General features: G+C 57.1%; 24 protein-coding genes and 1 pseudogene. 10 read left to right on the top strand and 15 right to left on the bottom strand.

Annotated elements, in window-relative coordinates; genetic code table 11:
* Positions 1-529 precede the first annotated feature (529 nt).
* The 5 genes from C444_RS20865 to C444_RS20845 form a co-directional block, all read right to left on the bottom strand.
* Entirely contained in the window at positions 530-1,324 is a 795-nt protein-coding gene (locus C444_RS20865; RefSeq protein WP_004595117.1) for an inositol monophosphatase family protein, read from the bottom strand.
* A 77-nt stretch (positions 1,325-1,401) separates the two neighbouring features.
* Positions 1,402-2,601, bottom strand: a complete 1,200-nt coding sequence (locus tag C444_RS20860; RefSeq protein ID WP_004595116.1) for an ABC transporter ATP-binding protein — start codon at positions 2,599-2,601, stop codon at positions 1,402-1,404.
* The gene (locus C444_RS20855; RefSeq protein WP_004595115.1) at positions 2,598-3,431 is read right to left on the bottom strand and encodes a carbohydrate ABC transporter permease; all 834 of its coding nucleotides are present in this window, start codon (positions 3,429-3,431) and stop codon (positions 2,598-2,600) included. Before C444_RS20855 ends, C444_RS20860 begins: the two co-directional genes overlap by 4 nt.
* Positions 3,428-4,357, bottom strand: a complete 930-nt coding sequence (locus tag C444_RS20850) for a carbohydrate ABC transporter permease (protein ID WP_004595114.1) — start codon at positions 4,355-4,357, stop codon at positions 3,428-3,430. Before C444_RS20850 ends, C444_RS20855 begins: the two co-directional genes overlap by 4 nt.
* A gap of 1 nt (position 4,358) precedes the next feature.
* Positions 4,359-5,576, bottom strand: a complete 1,218-nt coding sequence (locus tag C444_RS20845) for an ABC transporter substrate-binding protein (RefSeq protein WP_204365974.1) — start codon at positions 5,574-5,576, stop codon at positions 4,359-4,361.
* 336 nt (positions 5,577-5,912) lie between these two features.
* On the opposite strand from C444_RS20845, the gene C444_RS20840 reads away from it, so the two are divergent.
* The 3 genes from C444_RS20840 (at position 5,913) to C444_RS22495 (ending at position 8,628) form a co-directional block, all read left to right on the top strand.
* Positions 5,913-6,884 carry a D-2-hydroxyacid dehydrogenase gene (locus tag C444_RS20840; protein ID WP_004595112.1) on the top strand — a complete coding sequence of 324 codons (972 nt, stop codon included), beginning with the start codon at positions 5,913-5,915 and terminating at the stop codon, positions 6,882-6,884.
* A gap of 124 nt (positions 6,885-7,008) precedes the next feature.
* Complete coding sequence (locus tag C444_RS20835; protein WP_004595111.1) at positions 7,009-7,788, top strand: IclR family transcriptional regulator; 780 nt, start codon at positions 7,009-7,011, stop codon at positions 7,786-7,788.
* Positions 7,789-8,451: 663 nt separating this feature from the next.
* Entirely contained in the window at positions 8,452-8,628 is a 177-nt protein-coding gene (locus tag C444_RS22495; protein ID WP_167320818.1) for a hypothetical protein, read from the top strand.
* A 734-nt stretch (positions 8,629-9,362) separates the two neighbouring features.
* Here the strand turns inward: C444_RS22495 and C444_RS20830 are convergent.
* The 7 genes and pseudogenes from C444_RS20830 to C444_RS21595 all read right to left on the bottom strand — a co-directional run.
* Entirely contained in the window at positions 9,363-10,709 is a 1,347-nt protein-coding gene (locus C444_RS20830) for an RICIN domain-containing protein (RefSeq protein ID WP_004595110.1), read from the bottom strand.
* A gap of 215 nt (positions 10,710-10,924) precedes the next feature.
* Positions 10,925-12,064: an ABC transporter ATP-binding protein gene (locus tag C444_RS20825; RefSeq protein ID WP_004595109.1), complete on the bottom strand. Its 1,140-nt coding sequence runs from the start codon at positions 12,062-12,064 to the stop codon at positions 10,925-10,927.
* A 58-nt stretch (positions 12,065-12,122) separates the two neighbouring features.
* Positions 12,123-13,037, bottom strand: a complete 915-nt coding sequence (locus C444_RS20820; protein WP_004595108.1) for a carbohydrate ABC transporter permease — start codon at positions 13,035-13,037, stop codon at positions 12,123-12,125.
* A gap of 1 nt (position 13,038) precedes the next feature.
* A complete protein-coding gene (locus C444_RS20815) occupies positions 13,039-13,941 on the bottom strand; it encodes a carbohydrate ABC transporter permease (protein WP_004595107.1) in 903 nt (300 codons plus the stop codon).
* A gap of 24 nt (positions 13,942-13,965) precedes the next feature.
* Complete coding sequence (locus tag C444_RS20810) at positions 13,966-15,300, bottom strand: extracellular solute-binding protein (protein ID WP_004595106.1); 1,335 nt, start codon at positions 15,298-15,300, stop codon at positions 13,966-13,968.
* Positions 15,301-15,428: 128 nt separating this feature from the next.
* Positions 15,429-16,226, bottom strand: a complete 798-nt coding sequence (locus C444_RS20805; protein WP_004595105.1) for an inositol monophosphatase family protein — start codon at positions 16,224-16,226, stop codon at positions 15,429-15,431.
* Between the two features lie 918 nt (positions 16,227-17,144).
* Positions 17,145-17,386: pseudogene (locus C444_RS21595) on the bottom strand (hypothetical protein); the annotation flags it as partial.
* On the opposite strand from C444_RS21595, the gene C444_RS21590 reads away from it, so the two are divergent.
* Entirely contained in the window at positions 17,376-17,684 is a 309-nt protein-coding gene (locus C444_RS21590) for a hypothetical protein (RefSeq protein ID WP_239641359.1), read from the top strand. The pseudogene C444_RS21595 and the gene C444_RS21590 sit on opposite strands and share 11 nt — an antisense overlap.
* Before the next feature lie 150 nt (positions 17,685-17,834).
* Here the strand turns inward: C444_RS21590 and C444_RS23020 are convergent, their stop codons facing one another.
* Complete coding sequence (locus C444_RS23020; protein WP_275039454.1) at positions 17,835-17,963, bottom strand: hypothetical protein; 129 nt, start codon at positions 17,961-17,963, stop codon at positions 17,835-17,837.
* A 328-nt stretch (positions 17,964-18,291) separates the two neighbouring features.
* Here C444_RS23020 and C444_RS20790 point away from each other — a divergent pair, with 328 nt between their 5' ends.
* The 3 genes from C444_RS20790 (at position 18,292) to C444_RS20780 (ending at position 20,647) form a co-directional block, all read left to right on the top strand.
* Positions 18,292-18,786 (top strand): DUF3592 domain-containing protein, encoded by a 495-nt coding sequence (locus tag C444_RS20790; protein ID WP_004595103.1) that lies wholly within the window; start codon positions 18,292-18,294, stop codon positions 18,784-18,786.
* Positions 18,787-19,167: 381 nt separating this feature from the next.
* Positions 19,168-19,758 (top strand): helix-turn-helix domain-containing protein, encoded by a 591-nt coding sequence (locus C444_RS20785; protein ID WP_049909712.1) that lies wholly within the window; start codon positions 19,168-19,170, stop codon positions 19,756-19,758.
* A gap of 52 nt (positions 19,759-19,810) precedes the next feature.
* Positions 19,811-20,647: a DUF4870 domain-containing protein gene (locus C444_RS20780; RefSeq protein ID WP_004595101.1), complete on the top strand. Its 837-nt coding sequence runs from the start codon at positions 19,811-19,813 to the stop codon at positions 20,645-20,647.
* Positions 20,648-21,137: 490 nt separating this feature from the next.
* Here the strand turns inward: C444_RS20780 and C444_RS22090 are convergent, their stop codons facing one another.
* Positions 21,138-21,314: a hypothetical protein gene (locus C444_RS22090; RefSeq protein ID WP_004595099.1), complete on the bottom strand. Its 177-nt coding sequence runs from the start codon at positions 21,312-21,314 to the stop codon at positions 21,138-21,140.
* Between the two features lie 494 nt (positions 21,315-21,808).
* On the opposite strand from C444_RS22090, the gene C444_RS20775 reads away from it, so the two are divergent.
* From C444_RS20775 to C444_RS20765, 3 genes are all read left to right on the top strand, one after another.
* On the top strand, positions 21,809-23,455 hold the full coding sequence (locus tag C444_RS20775; protein ID WP_049909711.1) for an ArnT family glycosyltransferase: 1,647 nt from the start codon (positions 21,809-21,811) through the stop codon (positions 23,453-23,455).
* Between the two features lie 1,262 nt (positions 23,456-24,717).
* A complete protein-coding gene (locus C444_RS22085; RefSeq protein WP_004595096.1) occupies positions 24,718-24,882 on the top strand; it encodes a hypothetical protein in 165 nt (54 codons plus the stop codon).
* A 61-nt stretch (positions 24,883-24,943) separates the two neighbouring features.
* Entirely contained in the window at positions 24,944-25,621 is a 678-nt protein-coding gene (locus C444_RS20765; protein ID WP_004595095.1) for a halocyanin domain-containing protein, read from the top strand.
* A gap of 1 nt (position 25,622) precedes the next feature.
* Here C444_RS20765 and C444_RS20760 read toward each other — a convergent pair whose 3' ends face one another.
* Positions 25,623-25,976 (bottom strand): hypothetical protein, encoded by a 354-nt coding sequence (locus C444_RS20760; RefSeq protein WP_049909710.1) that lies wholly within the window; start codon positions 25,974-25,976, stop codon positions 25,623-25,625.
* Between the last annotated feature and the right edge of the window lie 104 nt (positions 25,977-26,080).

The following is a 26,080-nucleotide window of genomic DNA, read 5'->3' as shown; positions in this document are numbered from 1 at the left end:
TCGGCCGCCTCAAACAAGGTCAGATTGGTGGGGCGGTATAAATACCGCTCACCAGAAGACTACCACTCCGAAACGGGGACCACCCTTACAAAGATACTGAAACAGGCAGGACCCATATCAACTGGTGGTGATCTGAGCGGAAACGAGGGAAGCATCCAGAGTGCGGAACGGTATCGAGATAATCAAGACAGATGTGCGTGTAGTGCCGTCCATAGGTATTCGTCTTTTAGCCCATTTGGGACTAAAAATAGAGACTCTGTTTCTATAATCGCGAGTTTCCGCTTTACACAGAGTAGGTTGATGACAGCTATCCATAGTGGCACACAGTATTCGATTCGTTCCGAGGGATGGTCAGGCTGTTCATGTATTGGGGGAATTACGTGTGACAATTTCCGAGTTATAAAAATAAATGTACGATATATAATACCAGATACATTAGCTATGCGAGTATATAATACTTAATTTTCGAATAATAGCAATATTACAGACAACTATACGTCGAAGTGAGTGTTCCGAATTACAGATAGTATTACTTTTTCCGGTTCGATACGTCACTGACGCGCTCGATGACGGCGTCGTGTGCCTGCCCGTTCGACGCGACGAATCCATCAGCGTCGGGGGTCCACGGGTCCCCAGCGATGTCGGTCACCGTGCCGCCGGCGCGTTCGACGAGATACACGCCGGCAATCGTGTCCCAGGGATTCGGGTTCGACTGCGTCGAGACGGCTGCGTCGAGCGATCCCGAAGCGACCATGCCAAGCGTTCCCTGGGCGCACCCGAGCCGGCGGAGGTCCCCGAATTCCCGGATGAGGGTAGACAGGAGATTGCCGAACACGTCGTCTCGCTCGGGCCCGTAACGAAGGATGGCGGCGACTTTGAACTCCTCGACCGCCGTCTTCTCGCTCACGGTCATCCGGTACCCATTGAGCGTCACCCTGTCGGGACCAGCGGTGTACGTGTTTCCGAGCGCGGGCATGATCGTTGTGGCACCGACGGTGTCGCCGTCGTGGACCGCCGCGACGGTAGTTGCCCAGAACGGGATGTCATGGACGAAGTTCGACGTCCCGTCGATCGGGTCGATGACCCAAGCGCTCCCGTCCGCGGGGACGGACTTCAGTTCGTCCCCTTCCTCACCGACGATTGTCGCGTCGGGGTAGTCCTCGACGATACGGTCGATGATTCGGCGCTGTGTCTCCGTGTCCGCTCTCGTCACGTAGTCCATGGCCGAGTCTTTCGTCGTGACGGACAGTTCTGTTCGGTAGAGGCGATGTGCGACCTCCGAGCCTTCGAGGGCGGCGTGATAGGCGGTCTCGTGTCGTGACATAACTTCAAGTAGTGTTTATTGCTTTGCGGTATCGCTTAAATCTTCGTGTGACGGGGTACTGGGCGATCTCGGTTCGTTCAGACGATCCGAGTGCCGTCCTGTTCGAACAGCCAGGACTCCTCGGTCTGGATGTCGATGTTGACGCGGTCGGTGCCGCGCGCGACCTCCCCCTGTGGGGCGACTGCCGAGAGCGACGTTCCGTTCGCCGAGAGGTGGATGGCGTCCCGGTCGCCGAGCGGTTCGACGACGTCAAGGTCCGCAACGAACGCGCCGCCGTCGGGAACGATGTCGAGGTACTCCGGTCGGATCCCGTAGACGAGCGTCTCGCCGACGCGGTGTTCGACGTGTTCGATCTGTTCCTCCGTCGCCGGAATCGAACAGAACTCCGAGACGAACGCGAGTCCGTCTTCGGTACGCTCGACGGTGCACTCGACGAGGTTCGGTGACGGAGAGCCGATGAAATCGGCGACGAACCGATTCTTCGGGTCGTTGTAGATCTCGTATGGCGTCCCGATCTGCTGGACGTGCCCGTCATTCATCACGACGATCTTGTCGCCGAGCGTCATCGCCTCCTCCTGGTCGTGGGTGACGAACACCATCGCGGTGTTCAGGTCGCGCTGGATCTTCTTGACCTCGACGCGCATCTCGTCTCTGAGGTTCGCGTCGAGGGCCGAAAACGGTTCGTCCAGCAGGAACGCTTTCGGTTCCATCACCATCGCGCGGCCGAGGGAAACGCGCTGTTGCTGGCCGCCCGAGAGCGCGCTCGGTTTCCGGTCCAGCATCTCCGCCAGCCCGAGGGTTTCGGCGACGTCTTCGACACGCTGGCTCTTCTCGTCCGAGCCGAGGTCGGTGTTCATGTCTAGTCCGAACCGGATGTTCTTCCGGACGCTCATGTGCGGGAACAGCGCGATGCTCTGGAACACGAAGGCGAGGTTCCGGTCTTTCGACTTGCGGCCGGTGATGTCCTCGCCGTCAATGAGGATCTGCCCCTGATCTGGCTCCTCGAGCCCCGCGATACATCGCAGCGTCGTCGTCTTGCCACACCCCGATGGACCGACAAGGATCACGAACTCCCCCTCGTCAATGTCGATGTTTACGTCGTCACAGGCGACGATCGCGCCGTCATCGAAGGTCTTTCGGAGGCTCTCGATCCGAATGTGGTCGCCGTCGCTGTTCGTCTCCGCCTGGGTCTGGTCAGTGGTCGTGTTCATACTCTCTTCCGGTGGGTCAGTCTCGGTCCGCTCCGTCTCTCGTTGTGTGGTGGTGTTTCGACTCATACAGTGAATGCGCTTTCGAGGTAGTTTCTCGCCACGAGGTACAGTACCGTAGGCGGCGTTCCGATGATGAGCGTTTCCGCCATGAGCTTCCCCCAGTACACCCGTTCACCGGACCCGCCGCCTATCGTCCCGTACAGTACTGGCACGGCCGGCACCGGTCCCGTTCCGGTCGTGAGCAGGTTCGCGAACAGGAAGTCGTTCCAGCCGGTGAGAAAGGCGAGGAACCCGACGGCGACGATACCGGGGGCGGCGAGCGGCAGGATGACACGGACGAACGCCGAGAACTGCGTGCAGCCGTACACCTGTGCCGCCTCTTCGATGTCCTTCGGAAGGGTCTCGAAGAAGTCTCGCAGGATCCAGATGGCGAACGGTGCGACGAACACCTGGTACGCCAGTATCATCCCGGGAATGGTGTTGTAAAGCCCGAGGTCGTTCCATAGTCCCATGATCGGGATGACTAGCAGGATGTACGGGAACATCATCGCCAGGATGATCGCGTAGAAGCCGAGCTTCTTCCCGTAGAACTCCTTGCGGGCGAACGCGTACGCGCCAGGGATCGTGATGGCGAGCGCGAGCAGCGCCGTGCCGCTGCCGATGAGGAAGCTGTTGATGAGGTTGTCTTTCAGTTCGGCGAACCCACTCGTCCACGCTTCGAGCGTCGGTTCGTACGGGATGATGTGAGGTGCGCCGAAAAACTCCGTCGGTGGCATGAACGACACCGAGAAGATGAACAGGAGCGGGACGAGGTTCAACAGCACCAGGAACCAGACGACGCCGTAGGTCGACGCTTTCAGCGTGACGCCGACGGCATCGTAGTCGGCGAGGCTCACGCCGCATCACCGCCGCTGGCCCGCTCGAACTCGCGGATGAACACGAAGACGAAGCCGATAGTCATCGTGAGCAGGACGACGCCGACGGCGTAGGAGATTCCCATCTGTCCCTGCTCGTAGCTGAACCGGTAGAGCAACACTGCGAGGATCGAAGTCTCGTACCCCGGTCCGCCGTTGGTGAGCTGGAGCACCTGCGATATCTTCGTCATGTTCCAGATGATGCGGATGCTGAGCGCGATGAGGATGGCGCTCTTGAGTTGCGGGAGCGTCACGCGCAGGAACGTCTGTACGCGGTTCGCCCCGTACATCCGTGCCGTCTCGTACATCTCTTCGGGGATGCTCTCGAGGCTGGCCGAGATGATGAGGAACATGAACGGCCAGAACGTCCACGTTGTCACGAACAGGATAACAGCGAGAGCGGAGTCGCCGTGGCTCCCCCAGTAGATCGTCTCTTCGAGGAGTTCCCACTGCGTGAGGTACCCGAAGATCGGGCCGAGATCCGGTTCGAGCATGTACGCCCAAATCGTACCGGTCACGAGCGGCGGGAGCGTGTACGAGAGGAGGAACGATCCCGTGACCAGGCTCTTCCCGCGTCGGATCTCGCGGACGGCGAGTGCCGCCGCCAGTGCGACGCCAAGCTGGAACAGCGTGGTCAGCGAGAAGATCAGCGTCGCCTTCAGCGACGTGACGAAGGGCTGCCAGCCGAACAGGTACTCGTAGTTACCGAGCCCGACCCAGGAGGGGTCGCCACCGAAGGGCCAGTTGTGGAGGCTCATGAAGATCCCTTGTACGAACGGGATCCACATCAGCAACACCAGAAACAGCAACACCGGGAGGATCAACAGGTACGCGAACCAGTTCTCAGAGAGAACATCCCTGTAGCGTTCGGTCTTGCGAATCAGCGCATGACTCGTTTGTGAAGACATTTTAGAAGGTGACCTGGTTCCGTATCTCGCTGGCAGCGCGATCACAGGCCTCCTCCGCCGAAATCTCGCCACGGACTGCCTCCTGGAACAGCGGCCCGGCGATGTTGTACTGGATTGCGTTCATGCCGGGGTGGCTAGACCAGCCGTGCTCCATCCCGTCGACGGTCGTCTCCAGCGTTGAGATGAAGTTGCTCTGGCTGAGCAGTTCGTCCTCCTTGAGCGCCGGCCAGACGTCCTTGCGAGCGGGGAGCGTGGCCAGCGACCGGGGGACCTCCTGCTGGAACTCCTTCGAGAGGACCTTGTTGATCCAGGCGATGGCCGCGTCCTCTTGCCGTTGCCAGGTGTCCGCATCGACACCGTCGGGCTTTCGCATCAGCGCGATACACTGGGTGAAGAAGTCGCCGCGGTTGCCAGCGGCCCCCTCCCAGGGCGGCCCGAACATAATAGTCCCGTCGGCGAGCATGTCCTCCGCACGGCTCCGGAGCAGCCCGAAGTCCTTCGTGCTTCCTTGGACCATGCTCACAGTGCCCTGGATAAGCATCTGGGCTGCGCCCTCGTTTGACGCCGTCGGGGCCTTTTCGGAGGACAGTCCGTGTTCCTGGTAGAGGTCGACGTACTTCTTCGTCATCTCCTTCCACACGTCGTTATCGTAGTTAACGTCCGACCAGTCCTCGTTGAGGTACATCCCGTCGTAGCCGCCTTCCGAAGCGGTCCAGGTCACGAGGGCCTCGTCGGTCACGTCGCCCTGCGCTCCGTAGATCTGGAAGCCGTAGTCCGCTGGTCCCTGTTCCTGCAGCTGGGTCGCGATCTGTACCAAGTGCTCGTAGTTCTCGGGCGGGAAGTCGTCTTCAATGGAGAGTCCCGCCGCTTCGAAGTGATCTGTCCGCGCAATGAACGGAGCGCCAACCTCCAGTCCGATGGGGATTTCGTAGAGCTCCTCGTCGAAGCCACGGTAACAGCTCTGTGACATCTCGAAGGCCCATTCGAGCTGTGCGACCGCCTCGTCGTCCAAGCGGTCCTTGTACTCGCTGACCGGCTTGACCCATCCCGGATCGATGAACTGCCCGTCGAGGGAGTTCGTCGAGTCGTAGATAACCGGGCGGTTCCCGTTCTGGATGTTGTTTTTCCACTTGCCGCCGTTGATGTCGTTCCAGCTCGCCCAGTTCATCTGCATCTGAGTGTCGGTCTCGGACTGGAACTCCTCGACCGAAGACTCCATCAGAGTCTTCGCGACCTCTGACTGTGAATGGAAGTACTCCCAGTACTCCAAGGTGGTATCCTCAGAACTGTCCGAACCGTTCGAATCGCTCGACCCGCCGATACATCCGGCGAGGCCGGCTGTACCACTGAAAGCCGCCGCTTGGATAAATTGACGCCTGTTCATTGTAATCTCTGCACTCTCACCGATACTCCAAACATACATAATAGTTTGGGGTACGTGGAGAGTCTTGTAGTCCGATCTCGACGCGACTTGGGAAACATTAATATATGTCCGTTTGGTTGGTTGCACACACAGCCAAACGGAGAGCGCGGTCTCCTGCTGGCAGCGATAGCCATGAATGACAACGCACCCGACGTGCTTGTCCTGCGCGCAGACACGCACGGACTACACGCACGCGATTACGCCGATTTGCTCGCTGACAGACTCCCGGATCACGACGTACGGTTCGCACCCACGCCGACAGAGGAACGTGAACTCGTCGAACGCGCCACCGTCGTCAGCGGCGTCGACATCGATGCGGCGCTTTTAGAACGCGCGGAGAATCTCCGGTTGTTCGCCGGTGTCGCAGCGGGGTACAACCATCTGCCACTAGAGCAGTTCGCCGAGATGGATGTCGCGGTGACGAATGCGTCGGGCATCCACGCACCCAACATCGCGGAGCAGGTCGCCGGCTACATCTTGACCTTCTCCCGTCAGCTTCGTGAGGGACTGCACCGACAGCAGCGAAACGAGTGGCGGCACTATCAGGCAGAGGAACTGATGGGGAGCACGGTCACGATCGTCGGCCTCGGCGCAATCGGAACAGCGGTCACGGAGCGGCTGTCCGGGTTCGACGTGGAGACGATCGGCGTCCGGTATACACCCGAAAAGGGAGGGCCGACTGACGAGGTCATCGGCTTCGATGGACCTGGCTTCGAGGCCGCTCTCGCCCGGACGGACTATCTCGTCGTCGCGGCCCCGCTGACGGACACGACGCGCAGGCTCCTCGGAACAGCGGAGTTCCAGACGCTCCCACCGAACGCCAGAGTGATCAACGTCGGTCGCGGGCAGATTATCGACACCGACGCACTCGTAGCCGCGCTGCAACAAAACCAAATTGAGGGGGCCGCCCTCGACGTGACCGATCCCGAGCCACTGCCGGCTGACCATCCACTGTGGGACTTCGAAAACGTACTCATCACGCCCCACAACGCGGGCCACAGTCCGAAGCACTGGGAGCGGCTGGCCGATATCGTCGCGGGGAACGTGACGACGCTTTCGGAAACCGGCGACGAAGCGTCCCTGCGGAACCTCGTGCAGTCCTAGCACGAGAGACTTCAGACCGTATCGGCTTTTCCGGCGTGACCGGTCGGATTTATTCGAGTCGACGCTTGAGGGACCATGCGGACCGACGGATACAATTAAATCCGCGAAGCGAGTCAATGTCTGTATGGCCAGCAACTCACCGGCGGACGAGCGGAAGACGCTCGGTTCGGTCGAGAAAGCATTCAACATTCTTGACCAGATCAAATCCGAGGGCCAGATCGGCCTCTCGGACCTCGCGGGGCAGCTAGACATCCCCAAGAGCACCGTCCACATCTACCTTCAGACGCTCCAGAGCGAGGGGTTCATCGTCCAGATCGATGAGGAGTACACCCTGAGTTATCGCTTCCTCGAGTACGGCGGGAGCTTCCGAAATCGTTCGAAGCTGTTTCGAACGGCGAGGGCGGAAGTGGACAAGCTCGAAGCCGATACGGGCGAGGTCGCGAGCCTCGGCATCGAGGAGAACGGGCTTCGCGTCCTCATCTACAAGTCCGAAGGCCCGGACGCGATTCACGACAATGCACCCGTGGGGGAGTACACTCATATGCACTGGACGGCCCTCGGTAAGGCGATCCTCGCACACTACCCGAGAGATCGCGTCGATTCCATCATCGATAGACACGGGCTCCCGCGCGCGAACAAATACACCATCACTGAACGGGACGAACTATTTGAAGAACTTGAGCGAACTCGCGACCGCGGCTACTCCATCGAGGACCAGGACAGGCGACAGGGAGTCCTCACAATCGGTGCACCGATACACAGTCGGAGCAACGACGAAGTCGTCGGATCCGTGTCGGTCTCGGGACCAAAGAGTCGGATCGAGGAGACCGAGCGGTTCGAAGAATTGGTCGCCGCCGTCAAGAAGAGCGCAAACGTCATCGAACTCGGATTTTCCCACTATTGATCGCCCGTCGACGGCGGCGATTGTTCGCTCTCACCATCCAACACTGTTGGACGGGGTTTGTGGGTGGTTATGACATGGATGCCCTATGGAAATAACAGGTGTACGAGTATTATAACAAAGGCGGGATTTCATTCGAAACGGTACGGCGAGCAATCCGTAGAGTCGAGCGATGAACGCGAGAGATACCGAATTCGAATGGTCCTTGAAGCGGGTCCGGAACTTCCGAGACATGGCAGCTTGCGGTCAACATTGTTAAACAATGGCCGGCGATGAGTGGCGAGCCAGTAGCGTCTCTATCATGGCACAGGACCGATATCACACGAGCGCCCTCATACCGTTTATCTTCGTCAAAACGTATCAATGACTCAATTTCTATTTTTTCATCCATATTTATCACTTATAGGATTGAATACGATCAAACAATCGTAAATAATTCTTTTCTTTTATTATACTACCACTTTTTCTGTGCGATTGGCGAGCGGTGGATCTACTCGTGCAGGTAGAGTTGACCGGTGAGTATGAACACTCCCCCAATCGTGACAGCAGACATATACTAACGCTGTTGAAGACGGAAGCTGGAATCGGGTGAGGAGAGTGGGATTCTCCCCATAATTGAGTGACTTTGAGTGGCTACGCTGCCGAAACCCGTCTAAATTCGCATGTATGGTTGATGATTCAACAGGATTGGCGTTTGGAGAGCAATCTGGGTCAGAACCTGCTGAGAAAGAAGAGAGTGAATCACCCGATGACTCAGAGACGGAGGGTGATACTGACGAGAGTGAAGATCGGGACGAGACTGAGTCAAGAAAGGAGCGACATAAACCATCTGAGTTCATGTAACCCATATCAATTAGCCCGCCCTCTAAACATAAGATATCTTAAACACCTCATATCTGTGACGTTGTGATACAACTCTTCAAGTTGGTAACTGGGTACTGTCGAGACTGCGCCATCCCATTGTATTAGAGAAATTGAAATTATATTCTTCGCACCTTTCTATATGTGAAACCGCCAGACTGCAGCGGTAATTCACTAATCTGAATCACGGTGAATCACTCAAACTATACAGTGAATAATCGGAGAATCACAGGACTGCGCGGGTATAAACCATGCAAAATCCGTTACAGACTACACTCTTTACCTTGCCGCGCATGTCTATCCGGAAGCGCGAGAAGTATAAGTAAGCATTCATAAAATATAGACCATAGGCGTAGGCGGTTGATTGCAGAATCCACCCAGAGCGGAGACTGGCATACTCACCCCCACAAGAGAACCTGTTGGGGAAAATATATTTGGCTTCACGAACTGTGGCCCACATCGTAACTTGGACACAGTCAGACAACCCTCACATGAGGTCGTCCGACCTCACTGAGTCACTCGAGTGACCGATTCATCGATGTTCAGTGCTACGCCGATGATGACTTCGGATTGAGCCAGAGTTGGTAGACCAACGTTCGAGTCGCGCTCACTCTGAACCTTGGTGATACACGACTTGTCTCTCACTGACGGTAGCCAGCCATGGAAGTGTATACGAACCCGATGAGGGCCCTATGTAGAGATTGGTATAGTCATGCTCACGGACTATGCAGCGTCCACTTCTGGTTCGGGTCCCCCTCCCAGTGCCACTGGTGGACGTTCACGCCGGGTTGTTCGCCGTCGAGTACGCGACCGCTATGTTTGTTAATGAACGCATAGCGCTCGTCTTCGACTGACACGGCGTACCACCGCTGGTTCGTATTCCCGGTCCAAGACCACTGAATGATATCGACCGCGTCTTCGGTCCCGTCGCTTTTGACATCGAGCACCTTGCCGCTGTGTACTGCTTCGAGTCGGTACGTGCCGTCGTCAGTCTGCTCGACGCTGACCCGTTGGTGGTCGCTCCCGGTCCAGTCGGCCGCAACTACGCTCGCGCCGTCGGTGGTATCTCCATCCGTGATTTCGATGACGTCGCCCGTCTCTACCGATTGGATCGAATAGACACCTTCTGAAATCGGGAGGGTATCACTTGCTGTTCCGTCCAGCTCGGCGACACTCAGTCGGCGGCATAGCGGGACGATGTCGGACGTTTCGTAGTAGTCGACACGGATGAAGTTCGGATTCAGTTCGGGAGCGGTACTGACAACTTGCTCGTACAGGGGCAACATCGCGTTCGTCTGCTGTGCACCGCTGTAGAGGTCCGTCGGCGCGCGGATGATCCACTGGGTTTCACCGAGGCGCTCCGTCTCGGTGTGGTCGGTCCTGATGCCGTTTGCCAGCACGTTCCCCGGTGTAGCTGTATCTGGATAGGAACTCGCCACCCAATCGGCCCACTGCGCGGTGAAACGGGGCAGCGACACCGGGCTGTCGTGGTCCGTGACCGTCCGATAGAGGACTGCTATCTTCGGTCCGTCGAACTCCGAGAGCGTCGCATCGAGGAGAGAATCGGAGCTGCTCGCCGCGCCGAGGTCGAACACGTATTCCCCGAACGTGTCGGCCAGAAGTGACGATAGCGCCTCCCAGTCGTCGGCCTCGAATACATCGTTGCTACACGGCCCGGAATCATAGAAATGCGAGAGCTTGAGCAAGACCAGCTCCGAGGCCCCGGTATCGTCGGCCTCCGAAAGGTACTGAGAAATCTGTGGGAACACCGTCTCGTTGAGGGACTGTCCGGTCTCATCGGCGTGATGACCGTAGAATTCGGTTTCGTCGCCGTCGCCCTGTGACTCGACGCGCACATCCAGAAACCGGATCCCGTCCGAGAGCTGCGTGTAGACATCCCTGGTTTGGCAGTCGTAGTACTCTGGCGAGTCTGGCTGGTTGGTCACCATTGCAGCATGATGAGTCCCGGGGAAACACAGTTCCCGGACCGGCGTTTCCGGGACAGTGTCAGTCTGCCACGTCTTCGTCTCGAACGAACTTTCTGCTGTTGCTGTGTGAGTCATCGCTATCTCTCCGAGTGCCGTACTACCACCACGAGACCAGCTGTTCGTAGCACCACACGCTGACTCGCCGGGTAGTCGTCATTCAAGGCCTGTCCATCCATCATATGGTGCCTGTTCTCTGTGTTATCGACCATTGTGGTGTCTGGAACCACTCATCCGTTTGTGTGGTGCTGTCATCAGTAGGCCGAGTTCTGTCACTTATATGACTATTCATCCTACGGCCGGCTACCGGTGGGGACCACGGTATCCGGAGACGCCTCAGCCTGTCGAATTCGTTCCCCTGTCTCAGCGTCAAACACGTAGGCACTGTCAGCAGAGATGCCCAGCCAGATGGTGTCGCTCCGCGAAACGGCCACATCGAACGGAGCCCGAACTGCGAGTTCTCTATTGTCATCGTCGAGCTGGACGGTAAGCAGTTGTTCATCACCCATCGGTTCCGTTACTGTGACCTCGGCTTTCGCCGCGCCGTCAACGGGGGACTGGTGAACCGAGAAGTACTGGGGCCGGACACCAAGAACGAATGGTTCGGTATCGTCAAGAGCGGTGGGTAGTCCCTTGACGCTGAAGGAAAACGTAGCGTCGTTGGCAGCCACGACTCGCTGTGAGCCGACCGCCTCGCGGCGGACCTGCAAGAAATTCATGCTCGGGCTGCCGATGAAGCCGGCAACGAACTGGTTTGCTGGGTCGTGGTACACCTCGGTTGGCGTCCCGACCTGCTGGACGGTCCCGTCGTTCATCACGATGAGCGTGTCTCCCAGCGTCATCGCCTCCTCTTGATCGTGGGTGACGTACAGTGTCGTGATACCCAGTTCCCGTTGGAGCTTCTTGATCTCGTTTCGCATCTCGACTTTCAGTTTCGCGTCAAGGCTCGCCAGCGGTTCATCCATCAGGAATACGCTTGGACGACGGATGATCGCCCGTCCGATGGCGACCCGCTGGCGTTGACCGCCGCTAAGTTCGTCTGTCTCGCGGTCGAGTAGCTCGCTGATGTCGAGTGTCTCAGCGACCTCTTCGACTCGCTCCCGTCGGGTTGCCTTGTCGATGCCTTCGACTTTGAGCGGGTAGCCGATGTTCGCCGCGACGCCCATATGCGGGTACAGGGCGAGTTCCTGGAACACCATCGCGATGTCACGGTTTTTGGGATGTCTGTTGGTGATGTCTGTCCCATCAATGCGTATCCCGCCCTCGGTGGGGTCGGTAAGTCCCGCAAGGCAGCGCAGTGTCGTCGTCTTCCCACAGCCGCTCGGGCCGAGCAACACGGCGAACTCACCGTCATCGATGGTGATGTCGATGTCTTTCGCACCAATCTCGTTACCGTACCGTTTCGTCACGTCGTCGTAGCGTACGCGTACCATCAGTATTTGTTCCGATTATCGCTGGTTATTGTCTGTACTTGGGGCCGTATCGCCACCATCATCGGACCGCCCCCATGGTGAAGCCCCGCAGCAACTTCTCCCGCACGAGGAACGCGAACAACAGAACGGGAGCCATCGCGATTGTCCCCGCTACCGTCAGTAGCTCCCACTGGATTGCGTAGGCCGTCTTGAACGTCGCGAGCGCGACCGGGAGCGTCTGTGCCTCGGTGTTGCTCGTGAGGATGACCGCAAACAGCAGCTCGTTCCAGGCGTTGATGACGGTGAAGATGGTCGCCGCTATCAGCCCCGGGCGCACCATCGGTAACACGATCTTGAAGAACGCGCCGAGTTCCGTATGCCCATCGAGAACAGCGGCCTCAACAATGCTGTCCGGTAGCTCGGCGAAAAAGCCCTTCAGCATCCAGACGACGAAGGGGATGTTGAAGGCGGCGTAGGCGAGCACGAGGCCCAGCCGCGTGTTGAGCAGGCCCGCGGTATCGAAGATGACGTACAGCGGGATGACCGTCACGATGGGCGGCAGAAAGCGTGTCGTCAACACGAGGAAGGGCAGGTGAAACCGCCCTAGGTTGTACGGGAACTCGTAGTTCACGAACCCGTAGGTCGCTGCGGTACCGAGCAACACTGCGAGGGCTGTCGAGCCGACCGTCACGACGACGCTGTTGAACAGGAACTCGTAAAACGCCGGGCGCTGGGCGAACAGTTCGGGGTAGTTCCCGACTGTGAGCGCGGTCGAGACCAGCTTTGGCGGCGTCGCGAGCAGGTCGCTTCGGGTCCGGAGCGATCCAGATACCATCCAGTACACCGGGAACAGTGTCCAGACGACGAACAACAGGGCGATACCGTTTGTTACGGTCGGGACAAGCCCATAGCTGTCGAGGGTTTCGTGGATACGCTCGACACCAGCAAGCAGTGTTCTGCTGACGTCCCGGTTCGGTTGTGTGTCGGTCGCCATCTCAGAACTCCACCTCCGATACCGTCGCGAAGGCGTAGGTGATCGCCACGGCGATGAGCAATAGGAGCAGCGCCATCGTCGACGCCCGGCCGTAGTTCCCGTAACTGAACGCCTCCCGGTACATGGCCATGCTGATGACCTCCGTGGAGCGGGCCGGGCCGCCCCGGGTGAGGACGAACACTTTCGCGAACACGCGCATCGTCCCGATGATCCGGAGGATCAGGACCAGCACGACCAGTTCCTTAATGTACGGCAGCGTCACGTCGACTAGCCGCCGCATTCGTCCGGCACCGTCCATCATCGCTGCCTCTTGGACGTGGTCGGGAACCGACTGGAGGCCGGCCAGTACGATGAGCGTCACCAGCGGTGTCATCTGCCAGACATCAGGGAGGACGAGCGCGTACAGCGCGATTGAGGGGTCGCTCAGCCACGGGACCGGACCGTTCGTCAGCGGGGCGACCAGCGAATCGAGGACGCCGCCGTTCTGATACAGCAACTGCCACAGGAGCGCGACGACGGTCGGTGAGATGACGAGTGGGACGAGGCCGATGGTCTGGACCAGCCCCCGGAACCGTACCTGGCTGTTGAGGACGAATGCGATGGCGATACCCAGGCCGACCTCGAGCGAGACGGCGAAGAACATGAACTTCGCTGTGATCCACAGCGACTGCCAGAATGCGCCTGCCGTCAGTATCGCCACGTAGTTCCCGAGGCCGACGAACTGCCGCCCGGCCACGTCGAACCGGTACAGCGACAGCACCCCCGCGCGACCGACCGGATAAACGAAAAACGCTGCAAGCACGGCAAGCGCCGGAAGTGTCAGTAGCCATCGGAGATGGTCCTCAACCCACAGCAGCGCGCTCTCGTAGCGGCTGCCGATGGCTGTGTCTGATTGAAGCGACATGGCTATTGGGTGTCCCGATCCGATTCAGTAGCCGTTCTCATCGAGAATCGATTCGATCTGTGATTCGGATTCGGCCATCGCCTCCTCGACAGACATATCGTCGACGAGCGCAGCGTTCAGTGGCTGCCCCTGCGCGGTCTCGATCTCGCTCCACAGTGGCGTCCGTGGCCGTGGTTTTGCGTTCTGGAGGCTGCCATACAGGGCCTCGAACCACGGCTGGGCGTCCATGTTCTCCTCAAATGTGTCATGGCGGAACGGCACGCCACCGAGGTCGACGTACTGCTCCTGGGCCTGCTTCGAGACGAACGACTGGAGCACGTCCCCAGCAGCACTCTTTGTCTCTGAATCGGCGTAATTATTGATGCCCAGCAGCCAGTTCCCTTGGACGGGGGCCGCTCGCTCCCTGCCTTCAGGGACCGGCAGGAACGTGATGTTGTCGTACTCGGTCGCCTTGTCCTCGTTTAATAGGAGCGAAGTACCAGAGGGCCACTGTGGGGCCGCGGCAATACTCCCGTCAGCCAATCCTGAGAGCACTTGACTGTTGTCGAAGGAGGCAACCCCGTCGGGGCTGATGGAGCCAAGATCGTTGATGAAGAAGGAGGCTGCCTCGATACCGTTCTGATCGGCCCAATCGTAGCCCCAGTTTTCGTCAAACATATTCCCAGCCATGCTCATGCCGACGCTGAAATACGAGGACATGATGGGGTTCCCGCTCTTGCCACGCATGGCATACCCGTCTGCACTGTCGACCTGCTCAGAAATCTTCTGTCCAGCGCGGTAGACATCCTCCCACGTCTCAGGCAAGTCCTCGCCAACCTCTGAATACAACCGCTCGTTAACGACGAAGATGTGTGAGTTCCCGACTGCACACAGCGCCTTCAGTTCCGGTTCGGCATCCTGTGCGTTTGGTGGGACAGCCTCACCAGGTGTCGGCCAGGTTCCAATATCGAGAGTCTGCTGAATAATCTGATCGGTTGGCAGCGAGTCGACGTGGTCCCGGATCGGCGCGAGATGCCGTGCGAACTGTGGCATCCACGGGTCGTCCATGGCGACGATATCATACGTCGACTTCTCGCTTTGAAACATCGTCGAGAGTTTTTCAAAGAGGTTCGCGTTCGGGAGAATCGTCGTCTCAGTCGTCACGCCAACCTCTGATTCAACGTGGTTCTTAAGCAACCGCTTGATCAGTTCCCCATCACCGCTGGACACAGCGAGTGTGACCGTCTGTGTTCCGGACCCGCCACTCGAATCGCCGATACACCCGGCGAGTGCCGTCGCCCCCGCTGTACCTGCAGCGGTGATGAACCGCCGCCGCGTCTGTCGGCCCTCACCCTGCGCTGTGGTACTGTTCCGTGTCATCACCCGAATGGAGTAGAAGTATATAAAAAAGATCTTATAATATTATGCTATACGTAGCTATATATCTACAAAGGTGGGTATTTAAACGAATGTGATCGTGTCGAGTCACTAATTACCCCATCTCGCATCTACTGGCCGCCCATTTCGGGGACAGTCCCAGCCGACACCAGTGCAACGAGGTCCTGATGGATGGCCTGGTTCGAGGCCAGGACCATCTCGCTGTTCTTTCCGTCAAGGGCTTTGATGCGGGTCACCTCGCCGCCGGCCTCCTCTACGATTTTGACCCCCGCCGCGGTATCCCAGACAGAGAGTTGCCGCTCAAAGAACGCATCAAACTGGCCGGCAGCAACCATCGCTAATTCGCCGGCCGCCGATCCAAACCTCCTGACGCCCTGTGTCACATTGAGGATGGCACGGAAGTGGTCATACTCTTGTGCCTGCATTGACGCCGCGTCGAACCCCGTTACCATGAGAGCTTCGGAAACTTCAGTTGTTTCCGACAGTGATAACGGCTGGCCATTGGCGTATGCGCCGCCACCCTCAATGGCAGTGTACATCGTCTCTGAGGGGACGTGATAGACAATCCCGACATCGGGTTCACCAGCGCCCTCAAAGGCAATAGAGACGGAATAATGCGGGATGCCGTTGAGGAAGTTCGTCGTGCCATCGATTGGGTCGATGATCCAGCGCGGTTTTGTCGTGAACTCCGGGGCACTCTCCTCGGAGACAACGGTGTGGTCGGGGAACTTCCCACTTAGCTCCGCTAGTATCGTCTCCTCGACTGTGCGGTCAGCCTCGGTGACGATATCGCCGTTATGTTTCACCTGAAACTGATCGGCGGCCGGTTTGACGGACTCAAGCGTGCGTCCGGCTTTCCGTGCGGCCCGGACGGCGGCCCACAGTTGGGGGCATGTTGCGTCTTGCATACACGGCTGTTCCGGGCAATACTAAATTGGATTGCTATGAACGCTATACAGACCTCGATACTGCTCCCTATGTGGGGTGTCTTTCTGATGCTTTCCGGCCTCGGACACTTTTACACCCAGCCCTCGGCCGGTACTGGACATGAATGACCGGGCCGCCGTCAGACTGGACTCCGGGGAAGTCTATTGCACGTCTTCGGTATGCCCGTAACGGTGGGCTAATGTGGTCGGAAGACTTGACGCAGCCACGGGTCACCTATACGATCACTGACGACGGCAAGCGACGGGCGTGCAAGCAGGCGCTTGCTGTGCAGGGTTACGAGGTCATCATATGTGACCAGCAACGCTATTCGACGACTTGAATGCGAGCGTGCAGGGAAGACTACTCTTTCGCTCTAGTGGAGACCTGTTTGACTTTGCATAACAACTGCGATTCTGTCCGTCGATGGAATGTCTCGGACGCTGTACTTGTGTGGGTGCTGCTAGCCGTGTGGCTATTCATCCGGTTGTGGAGTATCGCCTGTTTTGATGCCTTGGAATCCGCTTAAGAACTCTCGGATGAAGTGGTCGAGAGTAAGCGAGTAAGCGCTAGCGAGCTAAGTCAGTCGCCTTGTAGGTGCGCTCACAGGCTCTCCCAGACAGCCATATATCGGCTGGCCTCACCAACAACCACAGCGGACGCCGACACAGCGGTTTCGCACGACCGCTCAAATTCTCGCTGTCACTTGGCCAGACACTCACGAGTTCGCTCGTAGATCTGTCCGCTAACTGCACCCAGTAATAGTGTCATGTACTGACGTTCGACGAAAAAGATACTTCTGCGATAGTACGATGATTTCGTCGTGTACTGCAGCGCTCAACAAGCCAGTCTATCCCCAAGAGCTCATAAAACGAGGGGAGAGTATCCTTGCTGTCGGACTGAGATTGCTCTATTGGTTCGATCCATTCGGTAGCAGCGTCGTGAGTACCGCTGTAGACCGATTTCTTGGGATACCGGTCGTCGTCAGCCTCGACAGTAACGATCACGTTGCTGCCGGAGCGCGAGATACCTGACACGGTTCAACGACCGCATCAAGTGGGCCGTTGCCGTCTGTCCAGTCGACCCGGACGTGGTCACCGTGACCGAAATCATACGCTTCGAACGATGGCTCTGTGGTGTTCATCATCTCCTCCGCCACAGGGAGACACAAAATCACTCGTAGGCCAGACAGAGCGCTGATACCGCTCGCCGAAATAAAAAGAGCTAATGACCGAGTTTCGGGTCCGGAAACCGATGGCTGGACAACCGTTTCGTTTCCCGACGCAGTCGACTCGGTCTCGGTCGGCGGCGGCAAAGTCGACGGTCAGCTGTGCCTGATCCTCATCGGCGAGCGAGAGGACGGTCCCCGCATTATCGAAACCGGTGTCCTCGACGTCGAGGAGAGGAATCAGCATCTAATGGAGGATACAGTTCCTGACTGAAGATGGGACGAGTGTTGTTTTGGATCGACTATTGCCGGAGTAACAGTCGCTGTGATACGGGTTCTTATTGGTCAAAGGATACGAAATGTCTGCTCAGTAGGACGGCTTATTAAACAAACCGTTCCACAGAGAATCCTCTAACAATATGAATCAGTCATCGTTTTCGAGCATTTCCACCGCGTTTTCAAGCGATTCCAGAGCTTGTTCCAACTCCTGAGTTACTTCAGGGTCGTCTATATCTTCCTTGACAATCCGAATCTGTTTTATTGCTTCCTTCATCCTACTTGGCATTTGTACTTGACAGGTCAGGCTCCTATCACAATAATATATCGGCCACTGTCCTAACCGGTTGTCAGGAGGCTTTAACGAGGACATGCGAACATTTCTGTAACATCCTTTTAGTGACTGGAGAACAGGACTCTCCGTTGTGAATTCTGCCCTCCAGAGGTACTACCGACCACTCCCACGGTATGGTATCCGAACTGTAAGTATGACCTGCTTGCCCTGTCACGTTCATCTGCAGAAACGAGTTACCCCTCAATTAATCGAAGACTGTGGTGAAAATTGGATTCCGAGAACGTCCAATGAATCTGACGGAGCTTGGTAGATGGCTAAGGATTCAGACTTCAGTGTGAACGGTCCTGATAGCTTGGGTGGCGCAGTGCTATACATTCTTGCCGGTGTTGCTATCGCCAGCTACGGGGGGTACGATTATGTCCAGCAGACCGAAGCGGTTCGAAATTCAGTCGAGGTGGACGCAACTGTCACAGAACTCAGTATCGAGACAGACAGTGGCACGTCATCGAACCCCGGCGTAGAGTACGAACCTACCGTCGAATTTGAGTACACGTACAATGGGACAAGATACACCGGGACAAAACTCTATCCAGCAAATATTGAGCGCAATTATGAGACACGGTCAGCAGCCGAATCAGCAATTGAAGATTACGAGCAGGGGACACAGACAACTGCATACGTGTCGCCAGACGAGCCAGGAGATGCGTTTCTGAAGAACAAAACATCGAATGCACCAATCATAGCTATTGGAATCGGTGGAGTATTCGCTCTCTTTGCAGCCTTTTCCGCTGTGAAGAAGATTTGAGCCATGGATAGAACCACAACCTGTGTCGATACGTACGTTTGCGGGCCATCTACCGGAATTGATAGGGGGCGTTGCTGCTACTGACAACGACCGAACTAGTCGGGAGCTTTAGTATCAGATAGTTTCCGTACTGGTCAATGGCGCACTTGTCAGTATGTATAGGCAACCGACGGTCAGTGTCAACGACAAAAATGGCTAATACATGGCTATGAACTCCCTTCGGTTTCCGTTTTCAAAAGCTGTATTCAAAACCGTCGCAGTACGGTGATTTTTCAGGTCTTGAAGATGGACTAACTCCGTTTCGCGGCCATCAAATTGCAGTTCAAGGGGCTGAAATCCTCGTCCGATTTTAATTACCCCCGTCAATTATCCACTGATACCGTGTCCGTGATTCCAACTTGGATCGACGAACGGGTTGACCGTAACCTCGACAACACGCTCACGCAAGAACACGTTGTCGAGACGATGCTTGAGTCCGATCGACCGTTCTTCTCGATCCGCCAACTGCATGCGCGCATCAAGCCCGATGTCAGTCGGGCCACGGTTCGGAACCGACTTCAGGAACTTCAGGAGATCGATGTCGTTGCAACTGAAACGTATCCTGACTCGATCAGTCTGTACTACATCAACCATCCGGAGTCGGACTGGCCGGTATCGCCCGAGGGCAGACGTGCGCTAAACGCAAACTCCCCGCTGGATCGGCTCTCCACTCGCGGATTCCTTACCCTCTCGGACACGGCTGGAATCCGCACGCTTGTGCTCGCTGGATTCCAGTTGAGCCTCGTCCTGCTCGCACTTGGTGGCGTCCTCACAGTCATTGGTGCTGACGTAAGCGGTACCCAAAGCGACATTGTACTCTGGGACACCGCGTTCGACCTGGTATTCGTGAGCATACTGTTGCTCGTCACCGAACGAACCGCTCGGTGGGTTCGTGACAAATATGGCCCGCTGAACCTCCTGCCGTCGACGTGATCAAAACGTATCAGAAACCAATAACACGACTTCGAAACCTCCCATACAACCCATGTCCTCCACAACACCTACGCCCGGACCCAAACTGCTTGATGAACGCTCACTCAGTGGAATCCTTATCCATTTCCTCGCGATTCCAACTAGTGTCGTTGGAGCTGGACTCCTGTATCTCCTCGCCACTGACGAGTTCACAAAGCGAAACGCCCGCAATGCGCTTGACTGGCACCTTACCGTGTTGCTGATAACAGCCATCACCTTCGGCTCTCTGTTCACTTATGCCGAGCTTACTGGACAGGGCATCGCCGATGTTTCGGTTCTTCCCTCATCCGTGTCGACGGCCGCCAGTGTCGGTATTTCCGCACTGTTCACGCTTTGGTTCGCTACCACACTGTGGACATTTGCTGTCGGACTCATCGCGATGGTGAAAGCCATATTTGGGACGGCATGGCGGTATCCATTCTCATTAGCTCTCGTCGAGCGGTTTGAGTCCCATATTAATCTCCCCGGTGGATGGCCACTCGTTATACTCGGATACGTCGTCCTGTCACCACTCCTCATCTGGGCCGTTTTCTTTGCTTCAACAAACGATATCGTGTCGATTCTTTCGGCTTTCGGTCTGATCGGCCTAATACTGGTCTTGACCCCGCTGGCAGGGGTTGCAATGTATCTTCACAGCAAAGGAGATTGGTTGCAGGGCGACGCCCAAAAGCCATACGTTGTTGTACACGTCGGCGTCCCTATTCTTGTCGCTGCTATCGGCTACGCGGCTTCGTCGCGATTCACACAGTCGATATCTCCCCAAGGTGATGCGATGTATGTCTTCCTTGCTGCATTCTGGATATCGACAATCGTGTACTTGATTCGGTGGAGGATGAGGCCCTCAAAATAGTCTACTCCGGGAGAGAGCCTGCTTGCCGAAACAGCGAGTACGGTCTCCTTTGACTGGAGTATCTGTTCGGGAGATAAAACCGTCGTCGTCATGAACTCTACGAGGGTATATAATTGCAGATATAGCAATCAAAATACAAATTCCGCCCCTATAGCATTGATTTCCTCTTCAATGTCGATGTCTTCGTAGGAAAGTAACTAGAAAACTCTCGAAAGAGACGAAAATGGCTCCGGTTCCAACAATCGATGCGAGTAGCCCCGTGGAGAAGACGCCACCGACGAACCGCTGGGCGCGGTGGTCGACGAAAATCGTCCAGAGACCGTCGAGTCCGAACGCCAAGAAGATAGCTATCTTCACGTAGACGAGGAGGTCCTGAGATTCGCCGCTCTTACGCGGGCCGATGGGATTGATGCTGGTGAATCATGATACCAACGGATAGCGCTCTCCGCAGCCATGTGCCAGACGTACCCACGAAAAAATCGGCCGCGAACTATCCGAACGCCGACGCGTACATCGCCATGATTCCAACGTAGCCCACGATCAATGTCCATCCGACCAGCCCCGCGACGTTTTCGTTGCCGGTATAGTGTTCGATGAAGGTAACCAAGCCCCCCTCTTCGTTGCGGTGGGCTGTGAGCCGTGCATAGGAGTAGCCCGACGCCTCCACCAATCAAGTACACAAGGAACGCAGCATTACCGGAAATCTTGGTAGCGACTCCGAGTACCGAAAAGATGCCACCACCGATGAGCCCGCCAATGCTCATGGCGACGATCTCTCGGAGACCCAGTTATTCCGCCATAAGATAGTCTGGTCGCACAAGTGTAAATGCTCTCGATGACAGAGAATCACTCGAAGCGGGTGACTTAAGCGGCGACTGCCTCTCACCACATGTTCGGGCCGCGGCTCGAAGCCACAAAGACGGTAGCGTATCCAGACGAACACATCTAACACTCCAAATCTGTCACTGAATGGATGGCACACCACGATTGCCGTTTCTTCGATATTCTGAATCACCGTAGTAAGCGTCTCGATCGGCTCAAGTGGAAGTAATCGCCGAGTAACTAAACAGATAGCTGACAGTACGGTGGATAAACATGCCGATACTCGAGAACGAACGTAGCCCCGCGTTCATTTTTTGGAGCGTTCTTGAGTCATGGGGTATGCCAGCGTTCTACACTGTGTTCATAGCGCTGGCGGTCATCCCACCGCTGTTCTACCTCCGACAACCGCTGGTGCACGACGAGATGACCTACCTCGTCATCGGCCGTGAAATAGCCTCCGGAGGGACGCTCTACGCTGGCATCGCGGATCACAAAACCCCCGCCGTGTATTACCTGACTGCACTGCTCTGGGAGACGGTTCCTGAACCGTACCTCGCTGGACGGATACTCATCTACGCAATCCACGCAGTGACGGCATTGCTCGTCTATCGCCTCGGCTCGCTGTGGGGATGCCCGGTTGCGGCCGTCGGCTCCCTCGCGTACCTCTTCGGGGTGTACGCACCGGTTTTCGACGGATTCAACCTCATGACCGAGCCCTTCGCCGCACTGTTCCTGACTGCGGCAGTGCTGTGGCTGTTCGCCGAACGGCGCGTGACCGATCTCCTCGCTGGGCTGTCGCTCGCGTTCGGAGTGCTATTCAACCAAACTGTCCTCCTGTTTGGGCTAGTCATCATTGGCTGGTCGCTCGCACGCCTCTACGCCGCCGAGACTGACCTCCCGACCATCGCGGTCCGCTACGGCCGAATCGGGACGACCTTCCTCACGCCGCTCGGGGCCGTGGCGCTGTTCGCGGCAAGTCAAGGAACTCTCGAGGAGACGCTCTGGTACACCTTCCTCCTGCCCTTGAACCAATACAACCCGCCGTACTTCCTTGACGGGCAGTTGCTGAGCGCGGCCTCCTACCTGCCGGTGTGGCTGCTCGCAGGCGGGACCGCACTTTACGTATTCCGGTCGATACCCTCGCGGTCGTTCGACACCCGGCTCGCGTTCCTCTCGCTGTGGCTCGTCATTATGTCGATTCCGGGGTTGCAGGCGTTCCATGGCGGCCACCGGTATATCTTCGCCATGCCGGCGGCCGCCGTGCTCGCCGGCGTCGGGTTGCGTCGGCTTTTTCACTTTCTCGCCGACAGGCCGAGGCCATTCTCGCGGTTGGAGTGGGCTGGTTTAGCGTTTGCTGTCGCCGTTTCCGAGGCAATACTCACACTCGTCGCAGCGAACAGTGGGTACCAGTACCTGTTCCTCTTAGAATTTGGCTTCGCTCTGATGGTCGTCGGTGCTATCGTCCTCAGTTACGTCATGGTCCGGTGGGCCGGGAGCACCGGTCAGCTGGACACCCGTCAGTGGGTCGCACTGGTTGCCGGGGTCTTCCTCGTGCTTTCTGCACTCGGCGGGACAGTGGCAGTTGATGGGGTGAGAGAGATCAGGCTCAGCGGCGACCACATCGAGACGCAATCGGCTTCCACCGAGGAACTCAACGAGGTCGTCGACGGGCGTTTCTACTCGCTCGGCCCACCCACGAGATACGAGCTAGCGTACTTCGGCGAGGCCCGCCCAGCACGGACGTTCATCACACCCCCCTACGGGGAGCCACTTGCCGACCGGGTAGTGACGGACCTCGAGCGTGACGAGGTCCCCTACGTGCTCGTCAGGCGTCAGCAGGTCGTGGATGGCCATATCGACCCGACCCACGGTTACTACCCCGACGCACGGGAACCGGTGGTCATGTACATCGAGACCAACTACGAACCGGTCGCAGAACACAACGGATACGTCGTTTACGAGCGGGTGCCCGACCGACGGGATTGATTCACCTGTACACTCGGCTCCGCGGGTTGATACCAATCGCTTGCCCACCGTTGTAGTCATCAACTGCCTTATGAACCCAACCGTACAGATGGATTATCCGGGTCTCGCGAAAAGTGACTCCACCCCAGGATTGAACTGCTTGGCACACGCAGGGCATAGATCAAATCACTGTTTATCGATATGCGATCCGTGGAAGTAGCCCGGGCCTGTTTACGCTCCTCACTTCAAAAATCAGTATACCGCTGATCTAGTAACAATCACTGAGTGATTGTCATACCGATTTACCAAAGCGGCAACTCGATACGCCGCCGACCGTGAGAGCGGTTCTGAACGACGAGAGTCGTATGGCTCGTGTCCTTTGGTAGTACGGTTCTCGTCCGCTCTTTCCTTTCACGGCGGACAATCAACTCTGGTGGACGACGGCCAAGTCACAGTTGAGGTCACGAAGTGATTCGTGCGTCGGTTCAGAAAACAAGCGCGAAAACGTACTCCGGTCAGTGCTCGATGGAGTCGTGCGGGACTCTCGTTTCGACCGGCCTGTAGAATGGCTGTTCGAGGCTTTCGAGCATTATCTCGGCGTTTCTTCGACTGGCACGTTGCTTGTGCAAGTACAGACACTAACTACCCCATGCTTCGGACAAAGTCGCTGGGCGGACTCGAACACTGCGTTCGTAACCGACCCTACATTCCCCACCATGACGAGAACGTGATGCCACTCAGTCATCCCAGTAGCCGACCGGAATGTGATTACATCGGTCGGTCCGCCCAGATGCTATTTAATGTATTTCGTCGGTTGCCCTTCGTTGACTTCGTCTGGTGCCCGACCGGATCACAGTTCTCGTCGGCTGTGGTCCGGTGAACAGTTTCACCGGGCCCGCCGGATTCGACGGCTACGACGAACTCACAGATGATGTCGACGACCGACGTAAGCGAATCCTGTATCCGTTTAAGTCTGGACAAGGATTATTCAGTGATCATACCCTCTTCGAGTCGGTCTCTTTCCTTGGTCGGGTCTGTCTCGGACTCGCTGGTTGCGAGGTCTGCTTCGAGTTGGTCGATAGTTTCGGTCGTGATGGAACCCATGGGGACGACCTTCCCAGCATCATGCACCGCGGCTATTCGGCCGGCGAGAAGCGCCAGCGAGGTGGCGTTCTCACCCCGACTTGGAACGAGAATCTGAACGACGTTGAGACGCGACCCGGAGGCGTATCGAGAGTGACGACATCGCCGGCACCATCGTCGAGGCAACTGCCGACGTTGATATGACCGTTATCAGTGCATCGTGTGAGAGTATGCTCCAGCAATTAGTCGTCGGGGCCGTTCCCGAAGCCGTCGGACGGCGCGCACAGAGTACGGTCATCATGGCCAAACGCGGTCTCGGTATCACATCGTTCGCGATCCGGTGGCTCCGCGGGTACCACCGGTAGCGAGTCGGCGATTTCTCTTTCCGTAGATTTATGCAGATGTGTACATGACGGTAGAAACGAGATGGACAGACGGCAGTTCGTCAAGACAGCCGGAGGTACAGCGACCGCTCTGAGCACGCTCAGCGTATCTGGAACCGCAGCCGCACAGGAAGACGGCGGCGGTGAGAGTGGTGGGAGTGAAGCGACCACAGTCCCGGACTACGGCGGGTGGTTTAGTGACGTCGGTAACTTCAGTGACCCGACGAGCACCGTCGACGCGACAGGACAGGAGTCGGAAACTGTCGAAGTCGGTGTGCAGGCGAACGGCGGCGCGTTCGGCTTCGGCCCGCCCGCAATTCACGTCGACACGGGCACGACAGTTCAGTTCGAATGGACGGGCGAAGGTGGTGGCCACAACGTGGTCTCAGACGGCGATGGTCCACTTGACTCAGGCTCAGCAACAGGGAGTGCTGGAGTCAACTACGAATACACGTTCGAGGAGGCTGGTCTCTACAAGTATTACTGTGACCCACACAAGGGCCTCGGGATGAAGGGCGCTGTGGTCGTGGGCGAAGAGTATCCGACAACGACTGTTGGTGGCGGTGGTCCCGTCGAAGTAGACCCCCACCAAGCGGGAGTCCCGTTGCAACCACACTTCATTGGCTTCGGTGCAGGTTTCGCCGTGATTCTCCCAATGATATTCGCCTTCTTCCAGCTCAAGTACGCCGAATCACCGCATACCAGCGGCGGCAACGACTGAGCTATTCGTTTACAATATATGGGCCGATGAACGCCCAGTGAAAGTGTGTCTCGCCGTTCAGTTGTTTTTCTTGTGTAACTTCGTAAACATACGGCCCGTGTGGGCAGTCGGGACAATTATCCGCACACGGCTGGCGTTTCAGTACCGTGAACCGCTTGCCTTCACCTTTTATTTCGACGATCTCTTCACCTGGTAATGGCTCGATCTGCTCGGTCGGTTCATGATTATGCTGGAGTGGCTCCTGAGCATATATCAAACCCTCCCGGAGGTCATGTACAGTGGCATCTTGTAACACAGATGCGATGTCATCGGGCAAGTCAACTGGTGGTTTCGGAGGATTGGTCTCTTCGTCCATGGGGGCGAAAACACACTCATGCTTCTATAGCTCCCGGAAAAGTAACATATTAACAGGGACTAAGTGGTTGTTTTTCGGGCAACGTTGGTATCATGTGCATTTCG

Source organism: Haloarcula japonica DSM 6131, from assembly GCF_000336635.1.
GTDB classification, from domain to species: Archaea; Halobacteriota; Halobacteria; order Halobacteriales; family Haloarculaceae; genus Haloarcula; species Haloarcula japonica.
This window is presented reverse-complemented; position numbering and strand designations above follow the sequence as displayed.

Excerpts from the sequence above, each read along its gene's own strand:
- C444_RS20865 (WP_004595117.1), bottom strand. The coding sequence starts at position 1,324 with ATGTCACGACACGAGACCGCCTATCACGCCGCCCTCGAAGGCTCGGAG.
- C444_RS20860 (WP_004595116.1), bottom strand. The coding sequence starts at position 2,601 with ATGAGTCGAAACACCACCACACAACGAGAGACGGAGCGGACCGAGACT.
- C444_RS20850 (WP_004595114.1), bottom strand. The coding sequence starts at position 4,357 with ATGTCTTCACAAACGAGTCATGCGCTGATTCGCAAGACCGAACGCTAC.
- C444_RS20845 (WP_204365974.1), bottom strand. The coding sequence starts at position 5,576 with ATGGAGTCTTCGGTCGAGGAGTTCCAGTCCGAGACCGACACTCAGATG.
- C444_RS20840 (WP_004595112.1), top strand. The coding sequence starts at position 5,913 with ATGAATGACAACGCACCCGACGTGCTTGTCCTGCGCGCAGACACGCAC.
- C444_RS20835 (WP_004595111.1), top strand. The coding sequence starts at position 7,009 with ATGGCCAGCAACTCACCGGCGGACGAGCGGAAGACGCTCGGTTCGGTC.
- C444_RS22495 (WP_167320818.1), top strand. The coding sequence starts at position 8,452 with ATGGTTGATGATTCAACAGGATTGGCGTTTGGAGAGCAATCTGGGTCA.
- C444_RS20830 (WP_004595110.1), bottom strand. The coding sequence starts at position 10,709 with ATGACTCACACAGCAACAGCAGAAAGTTCGTTCGAGACGAAGACGTGG.
- C444_RS20825 (WP_004595109.1), bottom strand. The coding sequence starts at position 12,064 with ATGGTACGCGTACGCTACGACGACGTGACGAAACGGTACGGTAACGAG.
- C444_RS20820 (WP_004595108.1), bottom strand. The coding sequence starts at position 13,037 with ATGGCGACCGACACACAACCGAACCGGGACGTCAGCAGAACACTGCTT.
- C444_RS20815 (WP_004595107.1), bottom strand. The coding sequence starts at position 13,941 with ATGTCGCTTCAATCAGACACAGCCATCGGCAGCCGCTACGAGAGCGCG.
- C444_RS20810 (WP_004595106.1), bottom strand. The coding sequence starts at position 15,300 with ATGACACGGAACAGTACCACAGCGCAGGGTGAGGGCCGACAGACGCGG.
- C444_RS20805 (WP_004595105.1), bottom strand. The coding sequence starts at position 16,226 with ATGCAAGACGCAACATGCCCCCAACTGTGGGCCGCCGTCCGGGCCGCA.
- C444_RS23020 (WP_275039454.1), bottom strand. The coding sequence starts at position 17,963 with ATGAAGGAAGCAATAAAACAGATTCGGATTGTCAAGGAAGATATAGAC.
- C444_RS20790 (WP_004595103.1), top strand. The coding sequence starts at position 18,292 with ATGGCTAAGGATTCAGACTTCAGTGTGAACGGTCCTGATAGCTTGGGT.
- C444_RS20780 (WP_004595101.1), top strand. The coding sequence starts at position 19,811 with ATGTCCTCCACAACACCTACGCCCGGACCCAAACTGCTTGATGAACGC.
- C444_RS20775 (WP_049909711.1), top strand. The coding sequence starts at position 21,809 with ATGCCAGCGTTCTACACTGTGTTCATAGCGCTGGCGGTCATCCCACCG.
- C444_RS22085 (WP_004595096.1), top strand. The coding sequence starts at position 24,718 with ATGACCGTTATCAGTGCATCGTGTGAGAGTATGCTCCAGCAATTAGTC.
- C444_RS20765 (WP_004595095.1), top strand. The coding sequence starts at position 24,944 with ATGGACAGACGGCAGTTCGTCAAGACAGCCGGAGGTACAGCGACCGCT.
- C444_RS20760 (WP_049909710.1), bottom strand. The coding sequence starts at position 25,976 with ATGGACGAAGAGACCAATCCTCCGAAACCACCAGTTGACTTGCCCGAT.